The sequence below is a fragment of the Saccharopolyspora sp. NPDC050389 genome (genome assembly GCF_040655595.1).
Classification (GTDB): Bacteria; Actinomycetota; Actinomycetes; order Mycobacteriales; family Pseudonocardiaceae; genus Saccharopolyspora.
The window spans coordinates 1-17,300 of sequence record NZ_JBFAKG010000065.1 but is presented as its reverse complement, the minus strand read 5'-3'; the positions used below and the strand labels follow the sequence as shown (position 1 = coordinate 17,300).

Here is a 17,300-nt window from a genome sequence, read left to right as displayed (position 1 = left end):
AAGCGATTCGCAGCCCCACAACCCTCGGCGGAGGATCGCCAACATGAGCACCTCGCACACCAGGACCGGTACGTCACCGGCTCGCTTCGTCCACCCGGACAGCGTCGGGATCGCGCAGAGCCACTGCGCGGTGGTGGTGTTCATCGGCGATCACGCCTACAAGGTCAAGAAACCCGTCGATTTCGGCTTCCTCGACTTCCGCACCGTGACCGCCAGGGAGCGGGCGTGCCGACGCGAGCTGGAGCTCAACCGCCGGCTCGCCCCCGACGTCTACCTCGACGTGGCCCAGGTGCTCGACGGCAACGGCGAGCCGTGCGATTGGATCGTGGTGATGCGCCGCATGCCCTCGTCGCTTCGGCTGTCGAAGCTGGTGGCGCAGCGGGCGGACGTTCGGGCCGATCTGAAGCAGCTGGCGCGGATGCTCGCATCCTTCCACAGCACTGCGCACCGCGGACCCGACATCGATGCCGCGGGCAGGCCGGCCGCGTTGCGCAAGCGCTGGACCGACAACTTCGCCGGAGCCGAGCCGTTCGTCGGTGATGTCCTCGATCGTGCCCGGTTCGACGAGGTCGTCGAGCTGACCCTGCGCTACCTCGACGGCCGGACCCCGCTGTTGGAGGACCGGGTGCGGCGCGGGTGCATTGTGGACGGTCATGGTGATCTGCTGGCCGAGGACATCTTCTGCCTTCCGGATGGACCACGGGTGCTGGACTGCCTGGAATTCGACGACGCGTTGCGCTGCGTCGACGCCCTGGACGACGTCGCGTTCCTGGCGATGGATCTCGAACGGCTCGGCGACGCCGCACTCGGCCAGATCTTCCTGGATTGGTACCAGGAGTTCTCCGATGCCCGGGGTGTGCAGTCGCTGGCGCACCACTACCTGGCCTACCGGGCGTTCGTCCGCGCCAAGGTCGCGTGCCTGCGACACGCCCAGGGCGTCGCCGACGCCGCGGCGGAGGCTCGGCAGCTGACGGGCATGGCGTTGCAGCACCTGCGCGACGGCCAGGTCCGGCTGGTCCTCGTGGGCGGACTGCCGGGCACCGGCAAGTCGACCGTAGCCGGAGCACTGGCCGACCGGATGGGGGCGGTTCTGCTGCGCACCGACCAGATCCGCCGGGAACTCCCGGGCGTGGCCGGCCTTGCCGCGCACGTCGGCTACGGTCGCGGCCTCTACGACAGCGAGCAGGTGCACGACACCTACCAGGAGATGCTGGACCGGGCGCGAACCCTCCTGGAGCTCGGTGAAAGCGTGGTCCTGGACGCCAGCTGGAGCAACGCGGACGAACGCGAGTCGGCCAGAGCCGCCGCGCGCGAGGCGTCCGCCGTGGTCACCGAACTCCAGTGCGTGGCCCCGGCGGAGATCGCCGAACCGCGCATCACCGCCCGGGTCGGCGACGCCTCCGACGCGACAGCGGAGATCGCTGCCGCGATGCGCGGGGATTTCGCCGAATGGCCCGAATCCACCCGCATCGACACCGCCGGCCGCGAAGACACCGCGATCGCAACAGCCTGGACGGCCTTCGAAACCAGCTGAACGCCGAGGCGGCCACAGCGAGCGTTCTCAGGCACCCCGCAGGCGTGCAGAGCGAGATCTCTCCAGTCGCAGGGTGCTATACCGGCTGCGTCGCGCCCGAGCAGGGCGGTCGATGGTCTGCAAGACTCGATGCGGGCTTTTGGCGTACGCCGAGGGGCAGGAGATGACTTCATTTCCAACAGCGCTGGGCTTGTCCGCAGAGCAGGCCCAGGACGTGGTGCGGCAGGCCGGGTTGGCGCCGTCGTTGCATAACAGCCAGCCGTGGCGTTTTCGCCTCCTGCCGCACGCCATCGAGCTGCACAGCGATCCGCAGCGGCGGCTCCCGGCAGCGGACCCAGACGACCGCGAGCTGTGGTTGGCGTGCGGGGCGGCGTTGCTGAACCTCCGCCTGGCGCTGGAACACGCCGGTGTTCGGCCGGTCGTGACCCTGCTGCCGCGGCTGACCGCGCCGACCGCCTTGGCCGAGGTGCGCAGCGGCGGGCAGACGACCCAGGCACCGGAGGAACAGGAGTTGTACCGGGCCATCCCGCAGCGGCGCAGCAACCGGCGGCCGTTCTTGGAGACACCGGTGCCGACCGAGTACCGGCACGCCCTGGCCACTGCGGTGCGGCGAGAGCAAGGCTGGTTGTACGTGATGAAATGCCCGGAACTCGGGGCGTTGGAGGGACTTGTGCATCGCGCGCACCGGGCGCAGATGGCCGACGCACGTTTCCGGGAGGAGCTGGGGCGCTGGACCGGCCGTCCGACGGGGGCGGTCGAAGGCGTGCCTGCCGCAGCGGCGGGGCCGCAACCGGAGCCCCAAGACCAGTGGGTGCTGCGGGACTTCTCCGGCGGCGAGGCCCGTGCGCGGGTTCCTGGCAAGGACTTCGAGTACGAGCCGCTGCTGGTCGTGGTGTGCTCGCACCACGGCAGCCGGCTCGCCGACCTGCAGGCTGGGCAGGCGATGCAGCGCATGCTGCTCACCGCGACAGCACACGGCCTGGCGGCGTCACTGCTGTCGGAGGTCGTGGAGGTCGCGGACACGCGGGAGGAGCTGCAGCGGCTGCTCGGCGGGACGCTGTACGCGCAGGCACTGGTTCGGCTCGGCTATGGCTCGCCGACGCCGGCGACACCACGTCGTGACGTGCGGGATCTGCTGATCAACGACTAGCCCGCTCCTGACTCGCGTTCTCTCGCGGTAAGCGGGGTGCAGGAGAGAGGGGCTTCTGCCGAGCCCGGGAGGGCTGTATGCGCAAGGTCGACGTGGTGGGGGTTGATGGCTCGCAGGCCGCGATGGAGGCGGTCAGGTGGGCAGCAGAGGATGCTGCGTTGCATCGGGTACCGCTCAGGCTGGTGTGTGCCGTCCCGTACGGGGTGAATGACGCCGCTGCGCCGTCGATCTCCCAGGACACGTTGGAGGTGATCGAGAACGAGCGGCACCGACGGCTGTCACAGGCGGTGACCACGGCTGCAGCAGTCGCCGGCGATGTGGAGATCACTCAGGAGGTCCGTCACGCCAAGCCCGCCGCCGTTCTCGTCGAGGAATCAACCCGTGCGCGGCGAGTGGTCGTCGGCACTCGCGGCCTCGGCGACGCCACCGGGGTGAAACTGGCGCTGGGCTCCACTGCGGAGACACTCGCCATGAGGGCAGCATGCCCCGTGGTTGTGGTACCCGTTCGTGGCGGACCGAAGCCCGCGGAACGATCTCTGCCGATCATCGTGGGCGTAGACGGATCTCCGGTCAGCGAGCCCGCCCTGGCGGTGGCGTTCGCGGAGGCTACCGTGCGCCGCGCTCCGCTGACGGCCGTCCACGTGTGGAGCGATGACGCCATCGACGAGTGGTTCGACCTCGACGCCGACCGGGACTGGGGCTCGATCGAGGCAAAAGAGGGGATGGCGCTGGCCGAGCGGCTGGCCGGGTGGCAGGAGGAATACCCGGACGTGCAGGTAGAGCGCGTAGTGGAGCGGGATCGGCCGGTGCGGTTCCTGGTGCTGCGTGGTGCCCGCGCGCAGCTCATCGTCGTGGGTAGTCGGGGGCGCGGTGGAGTCACCGGGATGATGCTGGGCTCGACCAGCCGCGCGCTGCTGCACGCGGCCCCCTGCCCAGTGCTCGTAGTGCGCGCCGAAACCGGATGATCAGATTGCCCAGTTACCCGGGGCCAAAGTCGGATGCGGCGCACGTTTGGTGGAGGCGCGGCTGGAGGTGAGCGGCGTTGGCAGGCACCAGTGATCCGGCTGAGCAGCGGAACCGTTTGCCGCGTGCTGTTTACGAGCGCGAGCTTTTCCAGCTGCAAGCGGAGTTGGTGAAGCTGCAGGAGTGGGTGCGGGCCGAGAACCAGCGGCTCGTGGTGCTCTTCGAGGGGCGTGACGCGGCAGGGAAGGGCAGCACGATCAAGCGCGTCACCGAGTACCTCAACCCGCGGGTGGCCCGGATTGTCGCGCTTCCCGCTCCGACAGAGCGGGAGCGCACCCAGTGGTACTTCCAACGCTACGTCGCGCAGCTTCCCGCAGCTGGGGAAGTCGTGCTGTTCGACCGCAGCTGGTACAACCGCGCCGGGGTGGAACGCGTTATGGGGTTCTGCACGGAGGAGGAGCACCGGTGCTTCCTTGAGCAGTGCCCGGTCTTCGAGCGGCTGCTCGTCGATGACGGACTGCTGCTGCGCAAGTACTGGTTCTCGATCAGCCGCGCAGAGCAGGCGCGGCGGCTGCGCAAACGTGTCGAGGACCCGATGCGCCAGTGGAAACTTTCCAATGTGGACCTTGATTCGGTTGCCCACTGGGACGAGTACTCCCGCGCCCGGGACGGGATGCTCGCCGCGACGGACACCCCAGAATCACCTTGGTACCTGGTGGAAAGCGAGGACAAGCGGCGAGCGCGAATCAACATGATCGCCCACCTGCTCTCCAGCGTGCCGTACCACGAAGTACCGCGGCCCCGGATGGAACTGCCCACCCGGTCATCCTCCGGCAGTTACCGGCGTCCGCCCCGCTGCGCGTTCAAGTACGTGCCGGACTACGCCGCGAAGCTCGAATGAACCAGACCAGCGGTGATCAGCTTGCAGTTGCTGCACGATGGTCAGGATCGGCCACGGACCACGACGACGGGGCAGCAGGCGTGGTGGACGCAGTGCTGGCTGACCGAGCCCAGGAGCGCCTCGGCGAAGCCGCCGTGACCGCGGTTGCCCACCACGAGCAGGTCCGCGTTCGCCTCCTCGGCGGCCTCCAGCAACGCCCGTGCCGGATGTCCCTGCGAAACCTCCTTGCTGATCTCCACCTCGGAATCCCCGGCGACTTCCTTGACCACCCCGCTCAAGATCTTCGCGGTCGTGGCGGCGAAGTCTTCGAGTCCAGGCACTTCCCAGTTGTAGATGAGCGGCGCGTCCCAGGCCATCAAGGCCGTGATGCGCCCGTCGACCAGGCCCGCATGCCACACGGCCCACCGCAGTGCCACCTTGGACGCGGGCGAGCCGTCGACGCCGACGACGATGGTGTATCGGTGCTCGTTCATGCCTTCCTCCCAGCGTCGGCGATGCGACTTTCGCAAGTTCCGCGCTCCCGGAGAGGGCGATCGCCTCTGCCGGACGGGCCCCGCAGGTTCGAGTCTTGGGTGCAAGCCCCGCTCAAAGGGGTACCCACGGTTCGAGCAGCGCTCGAGCCGCGATTCGTCGAGGTGGTGTCATGACCGGTGAGCAACCGACCGAGGCGCCGTCGGTCCGGTCCGAAGTGATCGATCTGGCCAGCACCCCGATCGTCGCGGTGCACGGAGACATCGACGCGATGGCGGCGTTGCAGGAGATGTATCGCAACGGCGTCCACCACCTGGCCGTCGCGTCCACCACCGCGCCCACCGGGCTTGTCACGGCCATCGACCTGCTGTTCGGAATAGCCGGGAGAATCCCCGGTGAACCAGTGAGCGTGGACTCGTTGTGCCGGAGACCGGCCCCCCAGGTGGCCGCCGAGGACAGCGTTGCGATCGCCGCGCACCGCATGATCGAGGAACACACCGACGCGCTGCTAGTGATCTCGCACGGCGAGATTCGCGGAGTCCTCACCGCCGTCGACCTCGTTCGCGCCATCGCCGGGAACGTTCACTACAACGCTGAGGAGAATGAGTCGGAGACGGGTGTTCGATGAGGTGTGGGGGCTGGCTCGACGCAGGCGGTGGCCTCGTCAGTCCCTAGGTTGAGTGATGGCCGATCGGAGGCGGTTGGCGTTGGTGACCACGGACAGCGAAGACAGTGCCATCGCCGCGGCGGCGAGCATCGGACTGAGCTGGATGCCCAGCAGTGGGTAGAGAACGCCTGCGGCGACGGGAACTCCGATGGCGTTGTAGACGAGGGCGAAGAACAGGTTTTGCCGGATGTTGCGCATGGTCGCCCGGGATAATCGTATGGCGGTGACGACGCCGGACAGCGAGCCTGAGATCAGGGTGATGTCGGCGGCTTCGATGGCGACGTCGGTGCCGGTGCCGATGGCCAAGCCGACGTCGGCTTGCGCTAGTGCCGGCGCGTCGTTGATGCCGTCGCCGACCATGCCGACCCGGCGGCCTTCGACTTGCAGTCGGCGGATCTCACCGGCCTTGTGCTGCGGAAGCACCTCGGCAAGCACCCGGTGGACGCCGACCTGTTGGGCAATGGTCTCGGCGGTGTGCGCATTGTCGCCGGTGATCATGACGACGTCGAGGCCGAGGTGGTGGAGGGCCGAGATCGCGTCGGGCGACTCTGGTTTCACGGTGTCGGCCACCCCGAGCACACGAACGGGACGATCATCCACCGCAGACAGGATCGCCGTTTTCCCATCCTTTGAAAGGCGATGACTGACTGGCTCGAGGGGAGCGGTGTCGACTCCGCTGCTCCGACGAGTTCCTGCTCTGATCAGTCACGTGCACTATCCTCCACCGTGGACAGTTACACCGCAGAACTTACAGTCCCTCGACGGTGGCCGGGTGGTCCGATGGTGTTCGAGCGGGTCGTGTCGCCGGCCAAGGGGGGCCTGATGGCGCGGGCGAACGGTTCTGGCTCGGGCCCGAGCGGCCATGGGCACGGTGACGTTCTGGCTTGCCGTCGACGTCACTCACCTGCTGATCGGCATGCGCGGATCAAGACTCCCGCTCGCGCCTGACCACTACTAAATCTCGCTGCCCTTGCCGCTCCGGGGGCGAGTGGCGTGTTCACGTCCGCTTCCTCCAGCAGAGGACGGGACTGCAATGGAGGTGGACCGCATTGCCAGGCCACGGGCCGGGTGCTGCACGTTGCGCGGCCATCCGGGCCCTGTTGGTTCAGAAAGTTCTGACCATGGTCTACGGTAGTTGTCATCGCACCGGAGCCGGTGTCGATGGTGTGCCGGGAAGCCTGGTCGGCGTGACGTAGGTATTGCTTCGAGGACGGAGCTGTCATGTCGGCCGGTGGGCGTGTATTGGTCGTGGGCGCAGGGATAGCCGGGCTGGCTCGTGCGGGGCGGTCGCAGTCCAGCAGCTGGAACGGCATGGTTGTGGAGCGCGTCGACGGACGCCCATCCAAGGAAGTTCCATGGCCGTGCTGACTGCGGCGATGCGCTGGTTCATCGGGCTGCCGCCCGCCCGCGCTCGGGTGCGGGTGCAGCGTGACATCGCGGTGCCGATGTCGGACGGTGTCCGGCTGATGGCCGATCGCTACTACCCGGTTGGTGATGAACGCGCGCCGTTGGTGTTCATCCGCTCGCCCTACGGGCGGCGGCAGGCTTATGCGGTGTTGGCCCGGGTCATCGCCGAGCAGGGGTTCCAGGTCTTCCAGCAGAGCCTGCGCGGCACTGCGGACTCCGGCGGCGAGTTCGACGGCTTCGCCATGCGGCCTGGTGATGGGCTGCAAACGGTTGCTTGGCGGGACCAGCCGTGGTTCCCCTCGGTCATGGCCACGTGGGGCACGAGTTATCTGGGCTATGTGCAGTGGGAACTGGCGCAGGTGCAGATACCGGAGTGGAAAGCGGCGATCATCCAGGACGCCCCGTCGGAGTTCTACCACTCGTTCATGTATCCCGGCGGCGCGTTCGCCCTCGGCAATGCGCTGGGCTGGGTTCAGGTCGTGAACACGATGTTCCGCACTCGAGGGTCGCTTCTTCGGCAACTGCCGGCCGCGTTCACCGGACCGCGGAAGCTTCGGAAGGCCGTGCTCGCCCCGAAGATCGGCGATGCCGACCGCAAAGCAGTGGGGGAGCACGTGCCGTACTTCCAGGAATGGCTGCACCACCCCGAGCCTGATGCCTACTGGGCACGCATGGACCACCAGCGCAACGTCGAGAACATGCCGGAGACGGTGTTGCTGGCGGGTGGTTGGTTCGACTTCTTCCTCCCTGGGATGCTTGCGGATTACGCGGCACTGCGCGCCTCGGGGCGGCAGGTTCGGTTGCTCGTCGGGCCGTGGTCGCACGGGCGTGGTATGAACAGCCGCAGGTACCTCCGTGAATCGTTCGCGGTTCTCGACCACGCGTTGCGTGGTGAGGGGAAGCCGCCGGAAAACCCGGTGCACCTCAACATGACCGGAGCTGATCGGTGGAGCGAGTTCACCGACTGGCCACCTCCTGGCTTCGACGCGAAACCGTGGTACTTGCACGGCGACGGCGGATTGGACACCCGGTCGCCCGTGACCTGTACACCGAGCCGGTACCGATACGACCCAGCGGACCCGACGCCAACAATCGGTGGCGCGATCGTGGCTGTCGGCGCTGGCTCGAAGGACAACCGCCGCATCGAATCTCGCAGCGACGTGCTGGTGTTCACCAGCCCAGTGCTCCGCGCAGATCTCGACGTCGTCGGACTTGTCGGAGCAGAGGTCCACATCCGATCCAGCCGGGAGCACACCGATGTCTTCGCTCGGTTGTGCGATGTCGAGCCGGGAGGTCGGTCGGTGAACCTTTGCGACGGGATCCTCCGCTTGAGGACGTCGCAATCGGAGACCACAGTGGATGGTGTCCGGATTGCGCGGGTGGAGTTGTCGCCAACCGCGCACAGGTTCCGCCGCGGGCACCGGATCCGGCTGCAGCTCTCCAGCGGAGCGCACCCTCGCTTCGCCCGCAATCTTGGCACTGGAGATCCGTTGGGGACCGCGATGGAACCGGCTGAGCAGGAGATCTTCCACGATCCCGACCACCCGTCGTTGCTCCTCCTGTCACAACGATCCAGTTGAAAGGTTCTCCGAACATGGGAAACGCGGCTGCAAGGACGGCGGTCGGTCCGATGGTGATCGTCGCCGTCGACCAGTACGAGGAAGTTCCGCTTGTGCGTGACAAGTTGGCATACCGACTGCTTCCTGCCGGCGTGAAGCTGATGGCTTCGGTCTCGCGGATTCCGTTGGTCCGGCGGTGGATGATCAATGCGACCGAGAAGCAGGCCCCGGGCCTGTGGGCGAGCATGCTGTGCCGCAAGCGCTACATCGATGATCAACTCCGCGATGCGGTGGAGTCCGGGGTCGAGGCCGTGGTGATCCTGGGAGCTGGGCTGGATACTCGTGCCTGCCGGCTGCCGTGGTTGAACGGCTTGCCGGTGTACGAGGTCGATCTGCCGGAGAACATCTCTCGCAAACGTGCGGTGCTGCAGAGGCTCTACGGCAAGATACCGGATCATGTCACGTTGGTCCCGATCGACTTCGAAACCGAGGACCTGCAGGAAGTGCTCACGGCGCACGGCCACCGGGCAGATACGAAGACTGTCTTCGTCTGGGAAGCAGTCACGCAGTATCTGACCGAGGGCGCCGCCCGCCGGACCTTCGACTACCTTTCCGCGGCTGCGATTGGCAGCCGTCTCATGTTCACGTACGTGCGGAAAGACTTCCTCGACGGTGCGTCCTTGTTCGGCGGCGAGGCCATGTATCGCGAGTACGTCGTCAAGCGGAGGTTGTGGCGCTTCGGGATGGAACCTGACCAGATTGCCGGGTTCTTGTCCGAGTACGGCTGGTGTCTGGCCGACCACATCGGGCCGCGTGAGTTCGCGGACCGCTATCTCGAGCGACGGGGCCGTGATCTGACGGCAAGCGAGGTGGAACGGTCAGTCTGCGCCGAAAAGGCCTGACCGGCAACGATGACGAGCACTCCGGCACAACGGTGACACGACTCCCGGGCCTAGCGCATTTTCGGCAAGTCCCGCGCCCAAGCACACGTGTCGGAGGAACTTGTCTCTTGTGGACCATTCGATGAGTGGTGGTGCCGTGTCCGCCGGAAGTCGGGACTTCGTCTCAGGCGCGTTGGTCGCGTTCAGCGGAATCCGACTCGGGCAACTCGGCTGAACCTGGTTGCGGGCCCGGCAACGGCTGTGGTTCATCTTGCTGAACGCCTTGGCGCTGGGTGGGCAGCAGCGTGCCGCCGATGCTGCTCGGGCCGGGCACTTCCTTGCGTGCGACCTCTTCGGCCGCCCGCACGGCTTCGGCGATCTCTGGGGTGGTGGAGGTGTCGAACCAGGATTTGATCGATTCCTCTTCATCTTCGGGTGCGGTGGTGGGGATTTCTTCCTTCGGTGGTTCGTAGCGGAAGACGCCGTCTGCGCCGGAGGCGCCGAGCATCCGTGCGAAGCCTTCCAGGGCTTTGTCGAAGTCGCTGGGCACGACCCATACCTTGTTGGCGTTTCCCTGCGCCATCTGCGGGAGCGTCTGCAGGTACTGGTAGGCGAGCAGTTCCGGGGTCGGTTTGCCGCGTTTGACGGCCGCGAAGACCTTTTCGACGGCTTTGGCCTGGCCTTGTGCCTGCAGGTAGCGGCTGGCCCGATCGCCTTGCGCCCGCAGGATGCTGGACTGGCGGTCGGCTTCGGCGCCAAGGATGGCCGCCTTCTTCTGGCCCTCGGCGGCGAGGATCGCGGCTTGTTTCTGGCCTTCGGCGGTCTTGATCGACGATTCCCGCTGTCCTTCGGCGTTGAGGATGGTCGCGCGCTTCTCGCGGTCGGCGCGCATCTGCTTCTCCATGGAGTCCTTGATGGACGGGGGTGGGTCGATGGCCTTGAGTTCCACCCGCGCGACACGGATGCCCCAGCGTCCGGTCTCTTGATCCAGTACCCCGCGCAGTTGGGTGTTGATGGCGTCGCGGGAGGTCAGGGCTTCTTCCAGGCTCATGCCGCCGACGACGTTGCGCAGCGTGGTGGTGGTGAGCTGTTCGACGCCGATGATGTAGTTGGAGATCTCGTAAACGGCCGAGCGTGCGTCGGTGACCTGGAAGTACACGACGGTGTCGATGGACACCGTCAGGTTGTCCTGGGTGATCACCGGCTGCGGTGGGAAGGACACGACCTGCTCGCGCAGGTCGACGCGGGCGCGTACCCGGTCCAGGAACGGCACCAGGAAGTTCAGGCCCGGCTCGGCCACGTCGCGGAACCGGCCGAGCCGTTCGATCACCGAAGCCGTTGCCTGCGGCACCACCAGCACGGTCTTCACCGCGATCACGAGGACCAGCAGCACGATGACAGCGATGACGATCAGTCCGAACGGGTCCACAGCAGCCTCCTCAGGGTGCGGCCCACACGACGGCGGTGGCCCCGGAGATGTCCATGACCGTCACCGTCTGGCCGGTCTCCAGCACCTGGGTTTCGTCGAATGCCCGGGCTGACCACACGTCGCCATTGATGCGCACCCGACCGCGCGTGGCATCCACGGTCGATTCGACGACAGCCTTCTTGCCGATCAGCGCTGCCACGTTGGTCTTCAGCTCGAGACCGCGGTTCAGCCGTCGTTTCAGCGCGGGCCGGGCGACGAAGATCAGTCCCAGTCCCAGTAGGGCGAACACGGCGGCATCGACGCCTAGCGGCACTCCCAACGCCGCTGCTCCGGCAGCCCCGATGGCCGCGAGGCCGAGCATCAGCAACACGAGTTCACCCGAGATGACCTCGGCCCCGATCAGGACCACGCCTGCGATCAACCACAGCAGCGCGACCATGCATTCATGGTGACAGACGCAACAAGGCCGTGACCGGCTCGATTACCTGGTCAAGAAGTGCGTTAACTCCCCAGACGCCTTGTGGCCGAGCGACCCGATCCGACCCGGCCGCGGCCGCTTCCCGCACTGCTCCAGACGTGCGGGGGTGTGCGGGCTACGCATCGGGCGTTCCCGTTACTGTGGATCTTGACCTGGCGTACCACGTTGGCCGGGCCGGAGGGGCGCGTTCCCGCCGCGGTTCCTGACTTCGGGCAGGTCCTTGCGCAAGGCATTGATCTCGTTCCGCGATGCCCACCGAGCGGCATTACTGGGGCGGATGCGTCGCGATTGGAGCGATGGGAGCGGCACATCGAGTGGCCCTTGGTCGGAAGCTGGTCTTCCGCCCGTTTCCACAGTGGCCTGGCGGCGTCGCCCTTGCTCCTCCGTCCGGACCTCTCCGAATCCTTGGTCGTGAGGTCTCAGGGGGACTCGTCGCGCCGATCCTGATAGGCGTCTGGGATGCCGTCGGCATCGTTGTCACGGGCCTCCTCGGCAGCGATGCGCCGGTAGATCCGGTTGCGGGTGCTGAGGACGATGGACGCGAGGAATGCCGCGATCAGTGACCCCGCCAGGACAGCGGCCTTGACATGCTCATCACGCGGGCTCCCGGTGCCGAAGGCGAGTTCACCGATGAGCAGCGAGACGGTGAACCCGATGCCGGCGAGCAAGGAAACACCGAGGAGATCCCACCACGACAGGGTTCGATCCAGCTGGGCCCTGGTGAATTTGGCCAGTGTGAAGGTCGACCCGAAGATGCCGACGACCTTGCCCACGACCAGTCCAGCGATGACCCCGAGCGCGACTGGGTCGGTCAGCGCGGCGGCGAGTCCACCGCCCTGCAGGGAGACCCCGGCTGCGAACAAGGCGAACACGGGTACCGCCAAACCGGCGGAGATCGGACGCCAGCGGTGCTCGAGATGTTCTGCGAGACCTGGCTGCTCACCGTTGCGCGTCAGCACGGGGACGGTGAAGGCGAGCAAGACACCGGCAATGGTCGCGTGCACGCCCGAGGCGTGCACGAGGAACCACGCTGCTGCCGCGAGAGGGAGCAGGGCCCACCACCAAGACTTGCGGAGCTGAACCAAGAGGCCGAAGGCGGCGATCGGGACCAGCGCCGCGGCGAGGGCCAGCGGACGGAAGTCATCGGTGTAGAACAACGCGATGATCGTGATCGCCAGCAGGTCGTCGACCACGGCCAGGGTGAGCAGGAAGGCCCGCAGGCCCAGGGGAAGATGCGAGCTGATGATGGCCAGCACGGCCAGCGCGGAGATCTCCCGCATCTTCCGCAGCGCCGCGCGGGCCTGCTCGTTCGTGCTCCCGGCGTCGATCACGACCAGCGAGGTGTCGGTCACGATGAATCCGATGTCGCCGAACCCGAGGCCCTGTGCGGCGAAGATGCCCGCTGCCAGCTCGTGCAGTCCGGGCGGCGCGAAGTGTGCTCCGTCCTGATCGGTGACCCAGAAGTCGGTGATCAACGGCGGGAGGCCGGGCTGGGTGTCGAGTCCGGCCTTCCGCCGCGCCGCCGCGGCATCCTCGGTTCGGCCGAGCTGGTCATACGCGCGGGAGTGCGCGGAACACCGCCCGTCGCAGACCCAGCGGGAATCGGTCGCGCAGGGCGAGGACGAACTCCAGATCGGCGACGGCATCCTCGGTTCGGCCGGCCTCCAACGGCAGTTCCGCCAGCGTCACGCCGCGGAAATAGTGCGGCAAGCCGGGCTCCGCGGCGACCGCCGCGTCCAGCTTGCCCACCGCCTCGTCGAGCTGGCCGGGCAACCTGGCCTGGAACGACGCGGCCACCGCGAGGAAGAGCGGCCGGTCCGGTTGTTCGGTGGCCAGTTCGTCGAACATGCGGTACGCCTCCGCGTAGCGGCGGCCTCCCACCAGTTGCGCGGTCAGGGACAACACGAGCCGCGGCGACGCGTCCGGCCAGCGTGCCGCGATCATCATGGCTTCGGCGGTCGACTGCCGCGAGATGCGCTGCCGTGGCGCCTCCGGGCCGGACAGCGGGTTTGGCAGGTGGGCGTCAGTGTCAGTCGTCATCACAAAGCTCCCTGAGCCGACGGGGACGGACGGGTGTCAGTCGTGAGCGGGGTGGACTGGTCTGGCCGGGGCGGCCGTCGCGCCGGGCCGGGGGCCGGGGCGGATGCGACCGAGCGCGATCCCGGCCAGCAGGGCGAGCAGGGCGATCCCGGCGATGAGCAGCCACGCCCGATGGAAGGAGTCGATGGCCGCGCCGCCGCGGTGTCCACTCAGGACGGCGATGAGGCCGGCGATGCCGATGACCGCGCCGATCTGCCGCAGTCCGGACGTGACGCCGATGCCGGTGGCGAATCGAGCCGGGGGTAGCTGCGCGACACCGGCACTGCCGAACGCGGGCAGCGTGAAGCCGACCCCGATCCCGGTGAGCAGCGCGGCCGGTAGGAACACGCCGACGTAGTTCCGAGCGGCGGTGGTCGTCACCGCCAGGGTCAGTCGCCGAGGGTGAACAGCACGGTGCCCGGGATGGCGATGGCGCGCTGGCCGAAGCGATCGGCCAGCCGGCCCGCGACCGGGGCGCACAGCGCGGCCGCGATCGGCCCCGGCGTCGCGGCGGCCCCGGCCAGCACTACGGACAGGTGCCACACGCCCGTCAGGAACAGCACGTTGCCCAGCAGCAGACTGAAGAACCCGATCGCGAACAGGAACGTGCCGATGCCGGCGACGGTGAACGAACGGATCCGGAACAGCGCGAAGTCCACCACCGGGACCGGATGCCGCACCGAGCGCAGCACGAACGCGACGAACAGCACCACGGCCGCGCCCACCGTCGCGAGCACCGCGGTCGACCCTCACCCCCAGGCCTGACCCTTGACCATCGCCAACGCGACCGCGGCCACCGCCCCCGCGACCATTGCGGCGCCGAGGAAGTCGGGCAGCCGCCCCTGCTGGTCGCGGCTTTCGCGGAGCAGCCGACGGGCGGGAATCCGCATCGGCAGGCCGATCACCAGGTTCACGAAGAACACGGCAGGCCAGCCCAGCCAACTGGTCAGGAATCCGCCGAGGGACGGGCCGGTGGCCGCCGCGACCGCACCGGTGGCCGTCCACAACGACGTCGCCGTCGCCCGCTGTGTCACCGGGAACTCCGGCGACGCCAGGCTCAGCGACGTCGGCAGCAGCACCGCACCGGCCATCGCCTGCACCACCCGCGCGGCGACCAGCACTCCCAAGCTGCCGGCCAGCCCGCACACGACCGACGCGGTCACGAACAGCACGACGCCCACCAGAAACAGGCGCTTGCGGCCCAGCCGGTCGGCAAGTCGCCCGGCAGGCACCAGCGCGGCGGCGAACACGATGTTGTACGCGTTGAGAACCCACGACAGATCGCCCAGCGAGTCATGCGAGAAAGACCGCTCGATGCCGGGGAAAGCGATGTTGACGATCGTCACGTCCAGCGTGGCCATGAACGCCGCGACCGAGGTCACGATCAACACCTGCCACCGCCGAGGCAGCCACCGCCGAGCTCCAACTTGCGTCATAAAAGGAACATCAGAGGCGCGGCTTTCATCACGCAACCATCAGATTGAGCCGGAAGGGAAGGACGTCACCGACTCCACGGCGCTCGCGGGTGGAGTCTCATAGGGTCTGCCACGGGTGCTGTCGACCGCGTAGCGCAAGGGCCGTCGTTTACTCCGACTCCATCGTGCGCTCGAGGTCCAGGGCCAGGCGTAGCGCCAGACTGGCGGGGTCGAGGTGGCGGCCGAGGATCGTCTCCGCGCGCTGAACGCGTTGGGTCACGGTGTTGGGATGGATGCCGAGGCGCTGACCGCACCGGGTCGGGCTCGCGTGTGCGTCCATGTAGTGCCGCAGCGTCTTGATCAGACGTTCGCCGTCTTCGTGGCTGCGCAGTGCCCCGAGGTGGTCATCGACGAACCGCGCGGCCATCTCCTGGTCCTGCGTGGCGAGCACGGTGACCGCGACGTCGGGGAACCGGGTCGGTGCGGGAGTGTGGAGCGCTGTCAGGTCGACGCACGACAGGGCTTCCCGGTGGGTGTGGTGGAACCCGCGGATTCCGCGGCGCGGGGTTCCGAGAGTCAGCCGGATGGTCCTGGGCAGCGAAACCGCGGCCAGGTCGTCGAAGGTCGAGTTCTTGCACGGGGTGAACCAGCCGTGGATGACCGAGGAATCGGTCGTCACGGAGACGTGTTGCCGAGCGAACCCGAGGAGCTCCCGTCGTGCGAGTTCGGCTACCTCTTCGTGTTTCATGGGGTCGACGCTCCAGGCCACGTACCCGATGTGCACCTCATCGATGTGATAACCGAAGAGCTCTCTCAGCTCGCGCACGCCCCCGTTGCCCGACAGCACGGCGCGGACGATCTCGTTGCGCCGCGAATTCGTGGCCCGCATGAGGCTGTCGCGAGCCCGGTTGTAGGTGGTTATCGTCTCGCCGGTCATGGACTGCATGTACTCGAACATGCGGATGGAACCCGACTCGAGCGCCTCGGCGCGACGCGCAACGGTCCACGACTGCTGTTTGCGAAGATGGCTGGTGAATTCGTTCCAAATGGCGGCGTGGCCCAGCTCGTAGGAACGAAGGACGGCCGACAGGGGAATGTTCGAGCGAGCCATCAGGTACGCGAAATCCTGCGCCGGTTTCGGAAGATGCGGGTCCGGGTTCGAACCCATGAAGGTGGCGCGCATGCCCGGCAGGTGCGAGACGATGGACGCGCGCAACGCCTCCAGCGTGTCCGGATCGGCCGCTCCGAGCTCGGGAATCTCGGCGTGGAGCTGATCGGCGAGCCCGGAGAATTTCAGGCGTCCGTGCTTGTCGAGCCAGTTCACGAACGGCTCCAACGGTAGCGGGTTGCCGCCCACCTTCGCATCCAGCATTTCGACACTATGGAGGACACCGGGAGAGCCGTCCACCTCCAGGGTCTCGGCAAAGTCGTGATGTGCTGGTTTGACCTGCGGTGACGGCGTGTCGTTGGGGCGGGCACGGTAACGACGCGGTGATGATCGAAGTCGCCAAACACCGATCGTCCGGAAGTCGTCGCCGTGCCCGCGTTGTCATCATCTCCTGTCCTGGATTGCCCGGTCGAGTCGGGCCCTGCCCGGCCCGCACCCGTCGTGGACGTCGGCTGGCCGGTCCCCCAGGGATTGCTGGAGGTGCCACCGGTATCGGATTCCCCGGCGCTGCCCAGGTCCTGCGGCTCACCCGCACCCGCACCGACCGCAAGACCGGCACACGCAACCGCGAAACCGTCTACGCCGTCACCAGCCTCACCACCACCGACGCCGGGCCCGAACAAATCGCCCAATGGCTGCGAGGACACTGGTCAATCGAAAACCGCCTGCACTGGGTCCGCGACGTGACCTACGACGAAGACCGCAGCCAGATCCACACAGGCCACGCACCCCAAGTCATGGCCAGCCTCCGCAACACCGCCATCAGCCTGCTCCGACTCGCCGGCCACACCAACATCTCCGCCGCCTGCCGACATCACGCCCGCGACTCCAACCGCCCCGTCGAACTACTCCTCACCAGCTGAGACCAGACTTTGCCGGGCCCCCTGCGTCCACCCCGGTCGTTCCGTATGTGGTCCCGCCACACAACGGTGTATCAGCAATGGGCATTGGCATTGCTTGAGTCTGCCGCAACGATGGCACGAGTTTCGCTCGAACCCAGAGGAGAGTCCGATGTCGAAATCTTCTGGCGGTCTGCTTTCAGGCCTCGAAGTCGTGTCCATCCCGGATGTTCCGCCGGCGGTGCTCGCCGAGGTGGAGAAGGTGGCTCCCATCGAGGGCATGAGTTACGACGAGGTTCTTGGCCGGGCGATCCAGGAGTGGACGCGCCGGGTGTCCTTCACTCCGGTTCCGGCCGACT

Annotated in this window: 18 protein-coding genes and 1 pseudogene; 9 read left to right on the top strand and 10 right to left on the bottom strand. The window is 67.3% G+C overall.

All coding sequences use genetic code 11. The features are described 5' to 3' along the window. The first annotated feature begins 43 nt into the window (after positions 1 to 43). The 4 genes from AB0I53_RS33385 to ppk2 all read left to right on the top strand — a co-directional run bounded on the left by AB0I53_RS33385 (position 44) and on the right by ppk2 (position 4,548). Entirely contained in the window at positions 44 to 1,534 is a 1,491-nt protein-coding gene (locus AB0I53_RS33385) for an AAA family ATPase (protein ID WP_358612068.1), read from the top strand. Positions 1,535 to 1,697: 163 nt separating this feature from the next. Further along, positions 1,698 to 2,684, top strand: a complete 987-nt coding sequence (locus AB0I53_RS33380; RefSeq protein WP_358612065.1) for a nitroreductase — start codon at positions 1,698 to 1,700, stop codon at positions 2,682 to 2,684. 77 nt (positions 2,685 to 2,761) lie between these two features. Beyond that, on the top strand, positions 2,762 to 3,649 hold the full coding sequence (locus AB0I53_RS33375) for a universal stress protein (RefSeq protein ID WP_358612062.1): 888 nt from the start codon (positions 2,762 to 2,764) through the stop codon (positions 3,647 to 3,649). Between the two features lie 77 nt (positions 3,650 to 3,726). Next, a complete protein-coding gene (gene ppk2, locus AB0I53_RS33370) occupies positions 3,727 to 4,548 on the top strand; it encodes a polyphosphate kinase 2 (RefSeq protein ID WP_358612059.1) in 822 nt (273 codons plus the stop codon). A gap of 41 nt (positions 4,549 to 4,589) precedes the next feature. On the opposite strand, the gene AB0I53_RS33365 is transcribed toward ppk2, so the two are convergent. Beyond that, positions 4,590 to 5,021 (bottom strand): universal stress protein, encoded by a 432-nt coding sequence (locus AB0I53_RS33365; protein WP_358612057.1) that lies wholly within the window; start codon positions 5,019 to 5,021, stop codon positions 4,590 to 4,592. A gap of 170 nt (positions 5,022 to 5,191) precedes the next feature. On the opposite strand from AB0I53_RS33365, the gene AB0I53_RS33360 reads away from it, so the two are divergent. Then, on the top strand, positions 5,192 to 5,647 hold the full coding sequence (locus tag AB0I53_RS33360; RefSeq protein WP_358612054.1) for a CBS domain-containing protein: 456 nt from the start codon (positions 5,192 to 5,194) through the stop codon (positions 5,645 to 5,647). A 36-nt stretch (positions 5,648 to 5,683) separates the two neighbouring features. Here AB0I53_RS33360 and AB0I53_RS33355 read toward each other — a convergent pair whose 3' ends face one another. Then, positions 5,684 to 6,388 (bottom strand): HAD-IC family P-type ATPase, encoded by a 705-nt coding sequence (locus AB0I53_RS33355; protein ID WP_358612174.1) that lies wholly within the window; start codon positions 6,386 to 6,388, stop codon positions 5,684 to 5,686. Positions 6,389 to 7,041: 653 nt separating this feature from the next. Between AB0I53_RS33355 and AB0I53_RS33350 the strand changes: the two genes are divergently transcribed. Both AB0I53_RS33350 and AB0I53_RS33345 read left to right on the top strand, forming a co-directional pair. Continuing rightward, positions 7,042 to 8,673 carry a CocE/NonD family hydrolase gene (locus AB0I53_RS33350; protein WP_358612052.1) on the top strand — a complete coding sequence of 544 codons (1,632 nt, stop codon included), beginning with the start codon at positions 7,042 to 7,044 and terminating at the stop codon, positions 8,671 to 8,673. A 14-nt stretch (positions 8,674 to 8,687) separates the two neighbouring features. Continuing rightward, positions 8,688 to 9,554 (top strand): SAM-dependent methyltransferase, encoded by an 867-nt coding sequence (locus tag AB0I53_RS33345; RefSeq protein ID WP_358612049.1) that lies wholly within the window; start codon positions 8,688 to 8,690, stop codon positions 9,552 to 9,554. A gap of 163 nt (positions 9,555 to 9,717) precedes the next feature. On the opposite strand, the gene AB0I53_RS33340 is transcribed toward AB0I53_RS33345, so the two are convergent. The 8 genes and pseudogenes from AB0I53_RS33340 to AB0I53_RS33305 all read right to left on the bottom strand — a co-directional run bounded on the left by AB0I53_RS33340 (position 9,718) and on the right by AB0I53_RS33305 (position 16,306). Then, a complete protein-coding gene (locus AB0I53_RS33340; RefSeq protein WP_358612046.1) occupies positions 9,718 to 10,962 on the bottom strand; it encodes an SPFH domain-containing protein in 1,245 nt (414 codons plus the stop codon). A 10-nt stretch (positions 10,963 to 10,972) separates the two neighbouring features. Next, entirely contained in the window at positions 10,973 to 11,401 is a 429-nt protein-coding gene (locus AB0I53_RS33335; RefSeq protein ID WP_358612043.1) for an NfeD family protein, read from the bottom strand. A gap of 458 nt (positions 11,402 to 11,859) precedes the next feature. Then, positions 11,860 to 12,714, bottom strand: a pseudogene (locus tag AB0I53_RS33330) (Na+/H+ antiporter NhaA); the annotation flags it as partial. 277 nt (positions 12,715 to 12,991) lie between these two features. Then, positions 12,992 to 13,480, bottom strand: a complete 489-nt coding sequence (locus AB0I53_RS33325) for a hypothetical protein (protein ID WP_358612041.1) — start codon at positions 13,478 to 13,480, stop codon at positions 12,992 to 12,994. Positions 13,481 to 13,516: 36 nt separating this feature from the next. Further along, complete coding sequence (locus AB0I53_RS33320; RefSeq protein WP_358612038.1) at positions 13,517 to 13,900, bottom strand: hypothetical protein; 384 nt, start codon at positions 13,898 to 13,900, stop codon at positions 13,517 to 13,519. Positions 13,901 to 13,908: 8 nt separating this feature from the next. Beyond that, positions 13,909 to 14,256: a hypothetical protein gene (locus AB0I53_RS33315; RefSeq protein WP_358612035.1), complete on the bottom strand. Its 348-nt coding sequence runs from the start codon at positions 14,254 to 14,256 to the stop codon at positions 13,909 to 13,911. Between the two features lie 12 nt (positions 14,257 to 14,268). Then, positions 14,269 to 14,901 carry an MFS transporter gene (locus AB0I53_RS33310; protein ID WP_358612032.1) on the bottom strand — a complete coding sequence of 211 codons (633 nt, stop codon included), beginning with the start codon at positions 14,899 to 14,901 and terminating at the stop codon, positions 14,269 to 14,271. Between the two features lie 202 nt (positions 14,902 to 15,103). Then, entirely contained in the window at positions 15,104 to 16,306 is a 1,203-nt protein-coding gene (locus AB0I53_RS33305; RefSeq protein ID WP_358612029.1) for a helix-turn-helix domain-containing protein, read from the bottom strand. A gap of 197 nt (positions 16,307 to 16,503) precedes the next feature. Here AB0I53_RS33305 and AB0I53_RS33300 point away from each other — a divergent pair, with 197 nt between their 5' ends. Next, complete coding sequence (locus tag AB0I53_RS33300; protein WP_358612026.1) at positions 16,504 to 16,965, top strand: ISAs1 family transposase; 462 nt, start codon at positions 16,504 to 16,506, stop codon at positions 16,963 to 16,965. A gap of 148 nt (positions 16,966 to 17,113) precedes the next feature. After that, positions 17,114 to 17,300: hypothetical protein (locus AB0I53_RS33295; protein ID WP_358612024.1), on the top strand; the 187-nt coding region annotated here is incomplete at its 3' end.